At 71.8% G+C, this 13381-nt stretch carries 16 protein-coding genes; 6 read left to right on the forward strand and 10 right to left on the reverse strand.

Annotated features, from left to right (window positions below; genetic code table 11):
- Positions 1-98 precede the first annotated feature (98 nt).
- The 4 genes from rlmB to ACSW7Y_RS11585 are packed head-to-tail and all read right to left on the reverse strand — an operon-like array spanning position 99 to position 4279.
- Positions 99-1109 carry a 23S rRNA (guanosine(2251)-2'-O)-methyltransferase RlmB gene (gene rlmB, locus ACSW7Y_RS11570; RefSeq protein ID WP_438126430.1) on the reverse strand — a complete coding sequence of 337 codons (1011 nt, stop codon included), beginning with the start codon at positions 1107-1109 and terminating at the stop codon, positions 99-101.
- Between the two features lie 28 nt (positions 1110-1137).
- A complete protein-coding gene (cysS, locus tag ACSW7Y_RS11575) occupies positions 1138-2547 on the reverse strand; it encodes a cysteine--tRNA ligase (RefSeq protein ID WP_438126431.1) in 1410 nt (469 codons plus the stop codon).
- A gap of 36 nt (positions 2548-2583) precedes the next feature.
- Positions 2584-3747: a 2-C-methyl-D-erythritol 4-phosphate cytidylyltransferase gene (gene ispD, locus ACSW7Y_RS11580; RefSeq protein ID WP_438126432.1), complete on the reverse strand. Its 1164-nt coding sequence runs from the start codon at positions 3745-3747 to the stop codon at positions 2584-2586.
- Positions 3748-3796: 49 nt separating this feature from the next.
- Positions 3797-4279, reverse strand: a complete 483-nt coding sequence (locus tag ACSW7Y_RS11585; RefSeq protein ID WP_017888066.1) for a CarD family transcriptional regulator — start codon at positions 4277-4279, stop codon at positions 3797-3799.
- A gap of 159 nt (positions 4280-4438) precedes the next feature.
- Here ACSW7Y_RS11585 and ACSW7Y_RS11590 point away from each other — a divergent pair, with 159 nt between their 5' ends.
- Positions 4439-5050 carry a hypothetical protein gene (locus tag ACSW7Y_RS11590; RefSeq protein ID WP_438126433.1) on the forward strand — a complete coding sequence of 204 codons (612 nt, stop codon included), beginning with the start codon at positions 4439-4441 and terminating at the stop codon, positions 5048-5050.
- A gap of 244 nt (positions 5051-5294) precedes the next feature.
- Here the strand turns inward: ACSW7Y_RS11590 and ACSW7Y_RS11595 are convergent, their stop codons facing one another.
- On the reverse strand, positions 5295-5975 hold the full coding sequence (locus tag ACSW7Y_RS11595; RefSeq protein ID WP_438126434.1) for a response regulator: 681 nt from the start codon (positions 5973-5975) through the stop codon (positions 5295-5297).
- Positions 5972-7138, reverse strand: a complete 1167-nt coding sequence (locus tag ACSW7Y_RS11600; RefSeq protein ID WP_438126435.1) for a sensor histidine kinase — start codon at positions 7136-7138, stop codon at positions 5972-5974. Before ACSW7Y_RS11600 ends, ACSW7Y_RS11595 begins: the two co-directional genes overlap by 4 nt.
- A gap of 158 nt (positions 7139-7296) precedes the next feature.
- Between ACSW7Y_RS11600 and phoU the strand changes: the two genes are divergently transcribed.
- Both phoU and ACSW7Y_RS11610 read left to right on the forward strand, forming a co-directional pair.
- On the forward strand, positions 7297-7968 hold the full coding sequence (phoU, locus tag ACSW7Y_RS11605) for a phosphate signaling complex protein PhoU (protein ID WP_438126436.1): 672 nt from the start codon (positions 7297-7299) through the stop codon (positions 7966-7968).
- Between the two features lie 44 nt (positions 7969-8012).
- Positions 8013-8561, forward strand: a complete 549-nt coding sequence (locus ACSW7Y_RS11610) for an AAA family ATPase (protein WP_438126437.1) — start codon at positions 8013-8015, stop codon at positions 8559-8561.
- Between the two features lie 78 nt (positions 8562-8639).
- Here the strand turns inward: ACSW7Y_RS11610 and ACSW7Y_RS11615 are convergent, their stop codons facing one another.
- Positions 8640-9386 (reverse strand): phosphoglyceromutase, encoded by a 747-nt coding sequence (locus tag ACSW7Y_RS11615; RefSeq protein ID WP_438126438.1) that lies wholly within the window; start codon positions 9384-9386, stop codon positions 8640-8642.
- Positions 9387-9431: 45 nt separating this feature from the next.
- On the opposite strand from ACSW7Y_RS11615, the gene ACSW7Y_RS11620 reads away from it, so the two are divergent.
- Positions 9432-10208, forward strand: a complete 777-nt coding sequence (locus ACSW7Y_RS11620; RefSeq protein WP_438126439.1) for a class I SAM-dependent methyltransferase — start codon at positions 9432-9434, stop codon at positions 10206-10208.
- A 14-nt stretch (positions 10209-10222) separates the two neighbouring features.
- Here ACSW7Y_RS11620 and ygfZ read toward each other — a convergent pair whose 3' ends face one another.
- From ygfZ to ACSW7Y_RS11635, 3 genes are all read right to left on the reverse strand, one after another.
- A complete protein-coding gene (ygfZ, locus tag ACSW7Y_RS11625) occupies positions 10223-11293 on the reverse strand; it encodes a CAF17-like 4Fe-4S cluster assembly/insertion protein YgfZ (RefSeq protein ID WP_438126440.1) in 1071 nt (356 codons plus the stop codon).
- Entirely contained in the window at positions 11293-11895 is a 603-nt protein-coding gene (locus ACSW7Y_RS11630) for an FABP family protein (RefSeq protein WP_438126441.1), read from the reverse strand. Before ACSW7Y_RS11630 ends, ygfZ begins: the two co-directional genes overlap by 1 nt.
- 136 nt (positions 11896-12031) lie before the next feature.
- Entirely contained in the window at positions 12032-12313 is a 282-nt protein-coding gene (locus ACSW7Y_RS11635) for a hypothetical protein (RefSeq protein ID WP_148286137.1), read from the reverse strand.
- A 158-nt stretch (positions 12314-12471) separates the two neighbouring features.
- Between ACSW7Y_RS11635 and ACSW7Y_RS11640 the strand changes: the two genes are divergently transcribed.
- A complete protein-coding gene (locus tag ACSW7Y_RS11640) occupies positions 12472-13155 on the forward strand; it encodes a response regulator transcription factor (RefSeq protein ID WP_438126442.1) in 684 nt (227 codons plus the stop codon).
- On the forward strand, positions 13152-13381 hold a 230-nt coding region (locus tag ACSW7Y_RS11645), incomplete at its 3' end, for a GNAT family N-acetyltransferase (protein ID WP_438126443.1). The genes ACSW7Y_RS11640 and ACSW7Y_RS11645, both read left to right, overlap by 4 nt.

The raw sequence follows: 13381 nt of genomic DNA on the forward strand, positions 1-13381 counted from the left end.
CGCGATGCGCGAGCGGGCCTTCCCTGTCACGTTCGTGTGGGCCGAGCGACCGGTTCTGCCCGCTCGGCTCCACGTCGACGGCGTGTTCTGCCCGTCGACTACGCGGCGCGACGGCGCCGGGCGACCTCCCACAGGGTGACGCTCGCCGCGATGCCCGCGTTGAGCGACTCGGTCGCCGACGAGATCGGGATGGAGACGATCGCGTCGCAGGTCTCGGTGACGAGGCGCGACAGGCCCTTGCCCTCGGAACCGACCACGATCACGATCGGGCGGTCGGCGAGCTCGAGGCCGTCGAGCTCCACGTCCCCGTCACCGTCGAGGCCGAGGACGAAGAGGCCCATCGACTTGAGCGACTTCAGGGTCTGCGTCAGGTTCGGGGCCATCGCGACCGGGGTGCGGGCTGCGGCACCGGCGGAGGTCTTCCACGCCGACGCGGTCACGCCCACCGAGCGACGCTGCGGCACGATGACCCCGTGCCCGCCGAACGCCGCGGTCGACCGGATGATCGCACCGAGGTTACGCGGGTCGGTGATGCCGTCGAGCGCCACCATGAGCGGCACCTCGTCCTTGGCGAACGCCCGCTCGACGACGTCCTCGGACACGGCGTACTCGTACGCGGGGACCTTGAGCGCGACGCCCTGGTGGACGCTGTCGTGGCCGGTGATGCGGTCGAGCTCGGGGCGCATGAGCTCGATGATCGGCACGCCGCGGTGGTTGGCGAGCGCGAGGATCTCCTTCACGCGGTCGTCGACCTCGATGCGGGACGCGATGTAGAGCGTCGTCGAGGGCGTCTTCGTGCGGAGGGCCTCGAGCACGGAGTTCCGCCCCGTGACCAGCTCGGAGTCGTCGCTCTTCCGCTGCGGCGGACGGCCGGACCGCTGCTGCGGGGCGCTCGACGCACCGTGACGACCACGGGCGGCCTCGAGCCGCTCCTTGGCCGCCTTGCGCTTGCCTGCGGGGTGGTACGGGCGGTCCTCGGCCTTCGGCGTGGGCTTCCGGCCCTCGAGCGCCTGCGCGCCCTGGCCGCCGGAGCCTACCTGCTTGTTGCCCTTGCGGCCCGACCGGACGGCGCCCGGACGGCCCTTCTTGCTCCCGGAAACGTTCTTCATGCTCAGCTCCTGTTCGGCACGGCCGTGGTCAGGCGATGCTCCAGCGTGTACCCGCTGCGGTGTCCTCGATGGTGATGCCCGCGGCGGCGAGGTCGTCACGCACGCGGTCGGCCGTCGCGAAGTCCCGTGCGGCCCGGGCGTCGGCACGCTCCTGCACGAGGCGTTCGACGAGGGCTGCGAGCGGGGCGGCCGAGGTGTCCTGACCGCCGCTCGACCAGTGGGCCGCTCGCGGGTCGATGCCGAGCACCTCCACCATCGCGGCCACCTGATGGTACGCGAGACCGAGCCCGTCCGCATCGTCCGCGTCGAGGGCGGCGTTCCCGGCACGCACCGTCTCGTGCAGCACGCCGAGGGCCTGCGGCACCGAGAGGTCGTCGTCCATCGCCTCGGCGAAGGCCTCCGGGACGGCCGGCGCGTCGTGGAGCTGCACGCCCTCGAGCCGCGGAGCGGCACGGGACAGGAAGCCGGCGATGCGGTCGTACGCCGCCTCCGCCTCGGCCAAGGACCCGTCGTGGTGGTCGATCGACGAGCGGTAGTGCGCGGCACCGAGGAAGTACCGGACGACCTCGGGACGGGCCGCTGCGAGGAAGTCGGCCGCGAAGATCGAGTTGCCGAGCGACTTCGACATCTTCTGACCGTCGACGGTCACGAGGCCGTTGTGCAACCAGTACGTCGCGAACGGGTCGCCCGCCGCGGTCGACTGCGCGAGCTCGTTCTCGTGGTGCGGGAACCGGAGGTCGAGCCCGCCGCCGTGGATGTCGAACGCCGGACCGAGGTACCGACGGCTCATCGCCGAGCACTCGATGTGCCAGCCCGGACGGCCGGGACCCCAGGGGCTGTCCCACACCGCGGTGTCGGGCTCGCCGTCCTTCCGGCCCTTCCAGAGCGCGAAGTCCCGCGGGTCGCGCTTGCCGCGGGGGTCGGCGTCGGCGGCGTCGACCATGTCCTCGCGACGCTGCCGGGTGAGCGCGCCGTAGGACGCCCAGCTGCCGGTGTCGAAGTAGACGTCGCCGGAGCCGTCCTGCGCGGCGTAGGCGTGCCCGCGCTCGATGAGGCGCTCGATGATCTCGTGCATCTGCGGCACGCTCGCCGTCGCCCGGGGCTCGTACGTCGGCGGCAGGATCCCGAGCGCACGGTAGGCCGCGGTGAACTCCAACTCGACGCGGTAGGCCCGGGCGAACCACTCCTCGTCGGTGCCGGCGGCAAGGTCGAGCACCTTGTCGTCGATGTCCGTGACGTTCCGGACGAGCGTCACCCGGTAGCCGCGGTACGTGAGCCACCGACGCCAAATGTCGTAGACGAGCGCGGAGCGGAGGTGCCCGATGTGCGGCGACGACTGCACCGTCGGGCCACAGACGTAGACGCTCACGTGTCCGTCGACCAGGGGCACGAGGTCGACGACGGCTGCGGCGCGGGAGTCGTGGAGGCGAACGGTCACGCCCCCAAGCCTAGGACGCCGGTGTGTCGCGGTCCGTCAGGCCTGCCGGACGACGGCGGTCGCGATCGCCGCGAGCCCCTCGCCCCGACCGGTGAAGCCGAGACCGTCGGTGGTCGTGCCGGACACCGCCACGGGAGCCCCGACGACGGCGGCCAGGGCGTCCTGCATCTCGGTCCGCCGTGACCCGATCCTCGGCCGGTTGCCGATCACCTGGACCGTGACCGACGCCGGCGCCAACCCGGCGGACGCGAGCAGCTCGACCGCGCCCCGCACGAAGACGTCCCCGGCCGCGCCGGCGTACCGCGGGTCGGAGGTGCCGAAGCGCCCGCCGATGTCGCCGAGCCCGCCGGCGGAGAGCAGCGCGTCGCAGACCGCGTGCGCCACCGCGTCCCCGTCGCTGTGCCCGGAGAGACCCGGCTCCCCCGGGAAGTCCAGCAGTCCGACGCGGCACGGCGAGGCCGCGTCGAACGCGTGCACGTCGACCCCGAGGCCGATCCGCACGCCGAACCCGTCCGCTCCGGACCGCGCGCGGACGACCGACTCGGCACGGCGGAGGTCCCACGCCGTCGTGATCTTGAACGCGTCCGCGTCGCCCGGGACCGAGCGGACCGTCCGTCCCGCGGCCTGGAACACGCCGGCGTCGTCGGTCTCCGACCGGCCGGAAACGGCGTAGGCCTGCCGGAGCGCCGCGAGCGGGAACCCCTGCGGCGTCTGCACCCCGACGAGCACCGACCGGTCGACGGTCTCGAGCACGACGTCGCCGTCCACGCGCTTCACGGTGTCCACGACCGGCAGCGCCGGGACGACCCCGTCACCCGACGCGGCGACTGCGCCGAAGACCCGCTCGAACTGAGCAGCGGGCGTCAGGCAGCGCGCCGCGTCGTGCACCAGCACGGCGTCGACGGAGTCCGGCAGCGCTGCCAGACCGGCCTGGACCGACGCGTGGCGATCCGTGCCTCCCGGGACGACCGCGGTGTACGCGACCGCCGCTCCGGCGACCGAGGCGACCACCTGCCGGCACTCGTCGAGCCGGTCGGCGGGGGCGACCACCACCACCAGTGTCGGCGGACCGAGGGTGAAGAGCGGCTCGAGGGCCCGCGCGAGCATGAGCGACCCGGCCACCGGGACGAACGCCTTGGCCGTACCGATGCCGAGGCGCGTGCCGGAACCGGCCGCGACGACGACGACCGCCCTGCTCACCCCGGAGGGGAGCAGAGCGGTCGCAGTGGTGTCCAGTGCTTCGGACGCGCTAGGAGGCGAGGACCTCGTCGAGGACGGTCGATGCCTTGTCCTCGTCGGTCTTCTCGGCCAGCGCGAGCTCGGAGATCAGGATCTGCCGGGCCTTCGCGAGCATGCGCTTCTCACCGGCGGAGAGCCCGCGGTCCTGGTCGCGGCGCCAGAGGTCGCGCACGACCTCGGAGACCTTGATGACGTCGCCGGAGGCGAGCTTCTCGAGGTTCGCCTTGTACCGGCGGGACCAGTTGGTGGGTTCCTCGGTGAACGGTGCCCGGAGGACCTCGAACACCTTGTCGAGTCCTTCCTTGCCGATCACGTCGCGCACGCCGACCAGGTCGACGTTGTCCGCCGGCACCTCGATCGTCAGGTCACCCTGCGTCACACGCAGCTTCAGGTAGACCTTTTCCTCGCCCTTGATGACGCGCGTCTTCACTTCAGAGATGGTTGCCGCCCCGTGATGGGGGTAGACCACGGTCTCGCCGACCTCGAATTGCATGTATCAGGCTCCGTTCCGAGACACCCAGTTTACCACAAGGGGTGTTCGGGTAAGGGTGCCCTGGGCACTCGCCCTCCCAGGTGATCGCTAGGATGGGGTCGGACCGTCCGGTCCCCAAACGTGATCTTCCGGAGGAATCTCTTGCGAGCTCGGGTACTCGTGTCCGTCGCCGTTGCGGCAACCATCGCGATCGGCGCCACCGGGTGCGCGTTCGTCTCGCCGGTCGGGACGGCGGAGATCCAGCAGGTCACCGACGGCACGAACGCCAAGACGGGTTCGATCGACATCCGGAACGCGCTGCTCATCTCCGACGACGGCGAGAGCGCCCGCTTCATCGGCACGTTCGTGAACAGCTCCGACTCGAAGAACGTCACGCTCTCGATCGAGGTCGGTGGCGACACGGAGACGATCGACGTCCCGAAGAACTCCCGCGTGGACCTCGCCGCATCCGACTCCGGCGCGACGCCGACCCCGGGCACCGAGACGAACGGCGACGGCACGCAGGGCTCCACCGCTGCCGCGGGTACGGACGTCGTGTTCGACCAGGCCGACGCGAAGCCCGGTTCGCTCGTCAAGGTGTACTTCTCGTACTCGGGCGCCGAGGGCGTCTCGCTGAACGTGCCGGTCCTGACCACGGCGCAGGAGGAGTACGCGACCCTCGCACCGACCTCGGCGCCGAGCGCGACGACGGAGCCCTCCGACTCCGCGACCTCGCGCAGCACCGACGAGCCGTCGGGCGACGCGACGACCGAGGCCCCGATCAACCCGTAGCGCACAGCGCACAGCGCCCGTCACGCGGCGCGACCGCCTGGAGGCGCGGTGCCGGTCCCCGAGACCGGCACCGCGCCTCCAGTGCGTTGCGACACTGCCGCGGGGCGGGCGCCCGCCGGAGCCAGGTTCCGGACACCGCACCGCGCTCGTCCGTGGTGTCGTGGGCGGAACCCGGTTCCGACGGCGGGGTGACGCGCGGGGCGACGCGCGGGGCGGAGACGCGCCCTCCGCGTGACGCGCGGCGCTACGCCTCGATGCGGTACCCGAGGCCGCGGACCGTCACGAGGACCTCCGGCGCGCTCGGCACCCGCTCGATCTTCGACCGCAGCCGCTTGATGTGGACGTCGAGGGTCTTCGTGTCGCCGAAGTAGTCGGAGCCCCACACCCGGTCGATGAGCTGGCCGCGGGTGAGCACCCGACCGGCGTTGCGGAGGAGCAGCTCGAGGAGCTCGAACTCCTTGAGGGGCATCGGCGTCTCCGAGCCGTCGACCGACACCGTGTGGCGCTCGACGTCCATCCGGATCCCGCCGACCTGCAGGATGCCCGAGTCCCCCGGGTCGTCCTCGGTCCGGCGACGGAGCACGGCACGGATGCGGGCGAGGAGCTCCCGGGTCGAGTAGGGCTTCGTCACGTAGTCGTCGGCGCCCAGCTCGAGCCCGACGACGATGTCCACCTCGGAGTCCTTCGCCGTCAGCATGATGATCGGCGCGTTCGACCGCGTACGGATCTGCCGGCAGACCTCCGTGCCGGAGAGCCCCGGCAGCATGAGGTCGAGCAGCACGAGGTCGGGGTTCTCGCTGTCGAACTTCGACAGCGCCGTCACGCCGTCGGCGGCGACGGAGGTCTCGTACCCCTCGCGCTGCAGCAGGAACTCCAGGGGCTCGCTCAGGGCCGGCTCGTCGTCGACGATGAGGATCTTGGTCACGATGGCTGCTCTTCCAGTTGCTCTTCGAGTGCGGTGGTCAGGTCGGTGTCCGCCTCGGGCAGGCGGATGGTGAAGGTCGAGCCCTTGCCGGGCTGCGACCAGACGCGCACGTCGCCGCCGTGGTTGCCGACGACGTGCTTGACGATGGCGAGTCCGAGCCCGGTGCCGCCGGTGGCCCGCGAGCGCGCGGGGTCCACCCGGTAGAACCGCTCGAACACGCGGTCGAGGTCGGCCTCGGGGATGCCGACGCCCTGGTCGGTGACGGCGATCTCGACGAAGCCCTTCGTGCTCCGGACGCCGACACCGACGCGGGTGTGGTCGGGCGAGTACTTCACCGCGTTGGCGATGAGGTTCGACACCGCGACCTGCAGCAGGCCGGGGTCGCCCATCACCCGCAGCTTGGTCTTCTTCGCGCGGACGATGTCGATGTCGCGCGCGCGGGCCACGATCTCGTTGGCGTCGACGGCGGCCTGCACGATGCGGTCGATCGACGTCTCCTCGCTCGACTCGAGCGCGTCGACCGACTGCAGGCGGGACAGCTCGATGATGTCCTTCGTGAGGGCACCGAGCCGCTCGGACTCGGTGACGAGCTGCGCAGCGAACTTCCGCACGTGCTCGGGTTCGTCCGCCGCGGCCACGAGGGTCTCGGACAGCAGGCCGATGGCGCCGATCGGGGTCTTCAGCTCGTGCGAGATGTTCGCCACGAAGTCACGCCGGACCTCGTCGATGCGCCGGCTCTCGGTGAGGTCGTCGGCCGTGACGAGCACGTACCGGTTGCCGAGCTGCGCCGCGCGGAAGCTCAGGTAGCCGATGAGCTCGCCGTGCCGGCCGCGGGGCAGCTCCATGTCCTCCGAACCCATCTCGCCGCTCGCGCGGACGCGGTCGACGAGATCGCGGAGTTCCGTGTGCACGAGCCGCCGACGCACGACGAGTCCGACCGTGAGCGCCTGCGGCGAGGCGGCCACGACCGTGTTCGAGGGGTCGACGACCACGGCGGGGTTGTGCATGGTGGCGATCACCGCGGCGACACCGTCCGGGAGCGTCCGCTCCGCGACGTCGGCCGCACGAGCCGTGCGCTCGGCGGTGATGATCAGCACCACGACGCCCGCGCCGAACACCCCGCCGAGGAGCATCGACAGTGGCACGAGCCACGCGTTGTCCATGCCGTCAGTGTAGGGATGGTCACACCCGGTTCGGACGCCGTTCACCGTCGTCCGGCGCGGTTCCGGGCCGGTCCGCAGCAACGTTCAGCCGCAGGTCACCATCCGTTCACCTGCGCTGACGACACTCGACCGGTACCGCAGAGAGAGGCACATCCCCCATGCGCGAAGTCTTCCAGCAGGAACTCCAGGACGTCCAGGAGCGACTGACCGAGATCGCCGGGCTCGTCGAGTCCGCCATCACCCGGGCCACCCAGGCCTTCAGCGAGTCCGACGTCGCCCTCGCCGAAGAGGTCATCGCCGACGACGCGAAGATCGACGAGGCCGCGAACGAGCTCGACGAGGTCGCCATCGACATCCTCGCCCGCCAGGCACCCGTCGCCCGCGACCTCCGCGTCGTCGTCACCGCGCTCCGGGTCAGCTCCTCGCTCGAGCGGATGGGCGACATGGCCGAGCACATCGCGCAGCTCGCCCGGCAGCGCTTCCCCGAGAAGGTCGTGCCGAAGGGCCTGCGCGGCACCTTCAAGAAGATGGGTGCGCACGACGTCGCGATGGCGCAGAAGCTCACGCGGCTGCTCGCCACCGAGGACATCGCGCTCTCGGCGGAGATCCGCGACGAGGACGACGCCGTCGACGAGCTGCACGCGAGCGTCTTCGACTTCGTGCTCGGCGAGACCTGGAAGGGCAACCCGATCGACACCGTCGACGCGACCCTCGCCTCGCGGTACCACGAGCGCTTCGCCGACCACGCGGTGTCGATCGCGAAGAAGGTCGAGTACCTGGCGACCGGCGACTGGGCCGGCGCAGCCTCGGTGACGACCTCCCCCGCCTGACGCGCGCTTTTGCGGTCTTCCCGCTCTGACGGGAGGATCGTGGCATGGCTCAGGTCGCGATCGTCGTCAACGGGATGCCCGGTTCGGGCAAGAGCACGGTGGGAGCTGCCCTCGCCGAGGTGCTCGGCTGCCCCTTCCTGTCGAAGGACCGCATCAAGGAGCCGCTGGCGGACATCGCCGGTCCGATGATCGCCTCGCGCGACCTCGGCGCGATCGCCATGGACACGATGTGGTCGATGGCGCGGGCCGTCGAGAACGGGGTCGTCCTCGACGCCGTCTGGCTGCCGTCACGTGACCGCGACCTCCTGGAGGCCGGGCTCGCCTCCGCCGGGTCGCCGCGCGCCGTCGAGGTGTGGTGCGACGTCGACCGGGCCACCGCCGACGAGCGGCTGCGGGAACGCTACGAGCCCGGCACGCTCCCGGTGCGGCACGACGTGCACGGCGACCTCACGGACGTCATCGCCTTCTGGGACGAGCACGCGGCCACGGCCGGACCGATCGCGTTGCCCGGCGTCCCCGTCGTCCGGGTGGACACCGCGAAGCCGTACGACGTGGGTGCGCTGGTGCAGGAGATCGCGTCGCACTTCGTCTGAGCAGTCGCTCCCGGAGCTGGCACGGACACGCGAACGCCCCGCCGGTGATCGGCGGGGCGTTCCTCGTGGTGCTCGGTGCTACTTCTTCGCGCCCTGCGCGGCGACGGCAGCGGCACCGGCCGCGGCGGCCTCGGGGTCGAGGTAGTACGAGGGCTTCGTCGGACGGAAGTCGTCGTCGAGCTCGTACACGAGCGGGATGCCCGTCGGGATGTTGAGCCCGGCGATGTCGTCGTCCGAGATGCCGTCGAGGTGCTTCACGAGCGCGCGCAGCGAGTTGCCGTGTGCCGTGACGAGCACCGTCTTGCCCGCGCCGAGGTCCTTCGTGATGTCCGACTCCCAGTACGGCAGCAGGCGGTCGATCACGAGCTTGAGCGACTCGGTCTTCGGCAGTTGGTCGCCGAGGCCGGCGTAGCGGCGGTCCCCGGCCTGCGACCACTCGGCGTCGTCGGCGATGGGGGGCGGCGGGACGTCGAACGACCGACGCCACTCCATGAACTGCTGCTCGCCGTACTGCTCGAGCGTCTGGGCCTTGTCCTTGCCCTGCAGGTCGCCGTAGTGCCGCTCGTTGAGACGCCAGTCGCGCTTCACGGGGAGCCAGGCGAGGTCGGCCTCGAGCAGGGCGATGTCGGCCGTCTGGATCGCACGGGTGAGCAGCGAGGTGTACAGGACGTCCGGGACGATGCCCGACTCGGCGATGAGCTCGCCGGCGCGCTTCGCCTCCTTCTCGCCCAGCTCGCTGAGTCGGACGTCGACCCAACCGGTGAACAGGTTCTTCTGGTTCCAGTCACTGTTGCCGTGACGGAGCAGGACGAGCGTGGAGGTCATGCGCCCGAGTCTACCGAGCGGGTACGCCTCGGTAGCCTGGGGTCCATGCCCATCGGGAACGTGACGCGCGGGACGACCGGGTACAACCGGCTCCGCCGCGTCGACCGGTGGATCGCCGCACTCCCGGTCCTCCGCCGGACGTCGGACCCGCTCGTCGCCGATGTCGGCTACGGTGCCCGCCCGACGACGACGCTCGAGATGCGCGACCGGCTCGCCCGCGTCCGTCCGGACGTCGAGGTGACCGGCATCGAGATCGAGCCCGAGCGGGTTGCCCGGGCGAACGCCGGCACGCGGGACGGCGTGACCTTCCGGCTCGGGGGCTTCGAGACCCCGACGCCCGGCGGCCGGCGTCCGGCGGTCATCCGGGCGTTCAACGTGCTGCGGCAGTACGACGAATCGGCCGTGGTCGCCTCCTGGCGGATCATGCAGGACCGTCTGCAGCCCGGCGGTGCGCTCGTCGAGGGCACCTGCAACGAGGTCGGGCGGGTGGCGTCCTGGGTGACGCTCGACGACGTCGCCCCGCGGACCTTCACGGTGTCGCTGCGCCTCGCGGGCCTCGACGTGCCGAGCATCGTGGCGGAACGGCTCCCGAAGGCCCTGATCCACCGGAACGTGCCGGGTGAGCGCGTCCACGACTTCCTCCGCGACCTCGACCTGGCGTGGGCGGTCGCGGCGCCGCTCGGCACGTACGGGCCGCGGCAGCGGTGGCTCGCGGCCGTCGGCGGCATGCGGGACCGAGGCTGGCCGGTGCTCCACGGGGTCTCGCGCTGGCGCCTCGGCGAGCTCACCGTCTCGTGGGAGGCCGTGGCCCCGGCCGGCTGAGGACGGTGCGCGCGCTAGGAGCGGCGGACGGCTCCGAGGCGGGGCAGCCGCGGCACGTTCGCCGTGGCTCCGGCGCCCGGGGGCACGATCACCTGCTGCGCCGCGGTCACGACCACTTCGTCGGCGAGCAGCGTCAGCGTCGCGTCGGGGTCGAGGGACCGCTTCACGACCGCGAGCCCGATCGGCCCGAGCTCGTGGTGCACGGCCGAGGCGGCGAGTCGCCCGACCTCCTTCTCGTCGAGCAGCACGGGCGTGCCGGGGGCGGGGAGCACGGCGTCGGAGCCGTCGAGGTGCAGCAGGACCGCACGACGCGGCGGGTGCCCGAGGTTGTGGACCTTGGCGACCGTCTCCTGCCCGCGGTAGCAGCCCTTCGACAGGTGCACGGCGGAGCGGAGCCAGTCGAGTTCGTGCGGGATCGTCCGCTCGTCGACGTCCGACAGCGCGGGGCGCCAGGCGGCGATCCGCAGGGCCTCGTACGCAAGGAGCCCCGCGGCGGCGACGTCCGACGCGGCGATCGCGGCCGCGGTGCCGGGGGCGACCACGGCGATGCGGAGGGTCCAGTCGGAGGCGGGGTGTGCCTCCAGGGCGGCGTAGCCCCACCCACCGGGCGCGACCTCGCTCCACGGGTCGACCCACTCGACCGCGGCGTCCGCGGGGCCGACGGCCCCGGCGAACCGGCCGAGCGTGACGAAGTCCGCCGACCGGTCGGTGACCTCGACACGCAGCATGAACCGCATCGAGTCGAGCCACCCCGCGAGCGGGGCTGCGTCGTCCGGCTCGGTGAGCAGCCAGGTGGTCTCGCCGTCGTCGACGACGCGGGCGGCGTGCTCCACACGACCCGACGCGTCGAGCACGAGGGTCTCGGTGGAGACGCCGGGCCGGAGGCCGGTCAGGAGCTGCGAGGTGATCGAGTTCAGCCAGGACAGCCGGTCCGGGCCCGTGACCGTGACGACGCCGAGCCCGAGTTCGACGACCGCACGACCGCGCTCGAGCAGCCGCTGCTCGCCGAGCGGGTTGCCGTAGTGCGCGGCGACCCCGCGGTCGCCCGCGACGAATCCCGGACGCGACGCGAACGGCGTCGTCATCAGTCGACCTTCGCGAGCTGCCCCGAGGCGTGCGAGGTGAGTTCCTGTCCGAGTGCGGCGATGTCCCACGCCCAGAACAGCTTGCCCTCGACCAGGCCGTACAGGCGCGTCGCCGCCGTGTAGTCCTTCGCGTTCGGCGAGCGCATCACGGCGTCGGTCGCGAGGTCGATCCGGCCCTTGCGGACGCGGCCGACGTAGAGCTCGTTGACGCCGGTCGGGTGCACGATCGCGGCCTCGACGTCGAAACCGTCCGTCGCGTTCCGCAGGGTCTCGACGCTCTGGGTCGTGCCGAACGGGGTCGGTCCGTCACCGAGCAGCATCGCGGGACCGCGGTCACCGGGCTCGTGCGGTCGATCGAGCCGCCAGTAGCCCATCTCGGCAGCGAGCGGGGTGTGCTCGTCGTCGAGCAGCCACGTCGTGGACGAGTAGTTGAGGTAGGGCAGGCCGTCGTGGCTGAAGCTCACGCGCTGACCGAAGTCGTACTTCCGCGGTTCGTCCTCGTCGCCGACGGGGTACTCGACGACGCCGGTGCCCTCCCAGACGCCGACGAGCCAGGACAGCGGGACGAGTTCGGGCGCGAGACCCTCCGGCAGTTCGATCAACGCTGACCCTTGAACAGCTTCACGATCACGGTCACCGAGACGAACGCGATCGCGAGCGACGCCAGGCCGAGGAGGCCCACGTAGAAGAGCTCGAGCGCAAGCAGCGAATCCATGCCCCGAGTCTACGCGGACCGGCTCAACGCGCCAGGAGCACCACGGCGGTGACGAGCACGACGACGAAGGCCCCCGACGACGCGATGCTGATCCGTTCGACCAGTCCGTCCTTCGTCGCGGTGATGAGCTGGAGGACGAAGCTGACGAGGACGCAGAGCACGAAGACGAGGAGCAGCCACGCGAAGGAGTCCTTCTGCGCGAGCGTGATCACGAGGACGGCGCCGACGACCGCGAGCAGCCACACGGGGAGCACGGACGTCAGCTTGAGGCGACGCTGGTCGGCGGGCGGCACGGGCTCGGTCACGCGCCCCATCATGACAGGCGCGACGAGGACCGTCCGCCCGCGCGGCAGCCCGAGGCTGCGCGCTGGCGCGCCCGCCCGCACCGTCCGCCCGGACGGCGGGGGACATCCCGAGCATCACTAGGATGTGTCCACGACGTCCCCCACGCCCTGGAGGTCCTGTGGCCCAGCTCCTGGTACTCACATCGGCCGCGCCCGGCGACGTCCTGCCGAGCCTCGGTCTCCTGAGCCACCGGATCCGCCACGTCCCCGCCGAGGCCGCACAGCTCGTGAACGCGCCCCAGAGCGACCTCGTGTTCGTCGACGCCCGGGTCGACCTCGTCGGCGCGAAGGCGCTCTGCAAGATCCTCGTGACGAGCGGCTCGCCGACCCCCATCGTCCTCGTCGTCACCGAGGGCGGTCTCACGGCGGTGAACAGCGAGTGGAACGTCGACGACGTGGTGCTCGAGACCGCCGGCCCGGCAGAGGTGGACGCGCGCATCCGGCTCGCGGCCGGTCGCGCGGCCAAGCAGCCCGCGAGCACGAAGATCCAGGCCTCCGGCGTCGTCATCGACGAGGCCAGCTACTCCGCGAAGGTCCGGGGTCGGCCGCTCGACCTCACCTTCAAGGAGTTCGAGCTCCTCCGGTTCTTCGCGACGCACCCCTCCCGGGTGTTCACGCGCGAGCAGCTGCTCAGCGAGGTCTGGGGCTACGACTACTTCGGCGGCACCCGCACGGTCGACGTGCACGTCCGACGACTGCGCGCCAAGCTCGGCGACCTCGAGTCGCTCATCGGCACGGTCCGGAACGTCGGTTACCGGTTCAACGTCTACGAGGACGAGGCCGAGCGGCTGGCCGGGCAGTGACCGTCGCGCTCGACGCCTTCACGGCGGAGGGCGAGCCGCGGCCGTTCTCCGACCAGACCCTGGTCGACGTGCGGGCGGGGCGTGCCACCGTCATCGGCGACGAGCAGGGCGTCGCCGTGGTGCGCGACGGTGAGCTCGAGCTGGCGGTCCGCCGGGAGGCCCGTGGCCGCGGACTCGGGACGGCCCTCGTCACGCAGGCGCTCGCGCTGGACGGCGGGGCCGCCCC

This window comes from Curtobacterium flaccumfaciens (assembly GCF_051548005.1).
Classification (GTDB): domain Bacteria; phylum Actinomycetota; class Actinomycetes; order Actinomycetales; family Microbacteriaceae; genus Curtobacterium.

What these genes read in the sequence shown, in the direction of transcription:
- rlmB (WP_438126430.1), bottom strand. Translation starts at nt 1,109, where the DNA reads ATGAAGAACGTTTCCGGGAGCAAGAAGGGCCGTCCGGGCGCCGTCCGG.
- ACSW7Y_RS11585 (WP_017888066.1), bottom strand. Translation starts at nt 4,279, where the DNA reads ATGCAATTCGAGGTCGGCGAGACCGTGGTCTACCCCCATCACGGGGCG.
- ACSW7Y_RS11600 (WP_438126435.1), bottom strand. Translation starts at nt 7,138, where the DNA reads ATGGACAACGCGTGGCTCGTGCCACTGTCGATGCTCCTCGGCGGGGTG.
- phoU (WP_438126436.1), top strand. Translation starts at nt 7,297, where the DNA reads ATGCGCGAAGTCTTCCAGCAGGAACTCCAGGACGTCCAGGAGCGACTG.
- ACSW7Y_RS11610 (WP_438126437.1), top strand. Translation starts at nt 8,013, where the DNA reads ATGGCTCAGGTCGCGATCGTCGTCAACGGGATGCCCGGTTCGGGCAAG.
- ACSW7Y_RS11615 (WP_438126438.1), bottom strand. Translation starts at nt 9,386, where the DNA reads ATGACCTCCACGCTCGTCCTGCTCCGTCACGGCAACAGTGACTGGAAC.
- ACSW7Y_RS11620 (WP_438126439.1), top strand. Translation starts at nt 9,432, where the DNA reads ATGCCCATCGGGAACGTGACGCGCGGGACGACCGGGTACAACCGGCTC.
- ygfZ (WP_438126440.1), bottom strand. Translation starts at nt 11,293, where the DNA reads ATGACGACGCCGTTCGCGTCGCGTCCGGGATTCGTCGCGGGCGACCGC.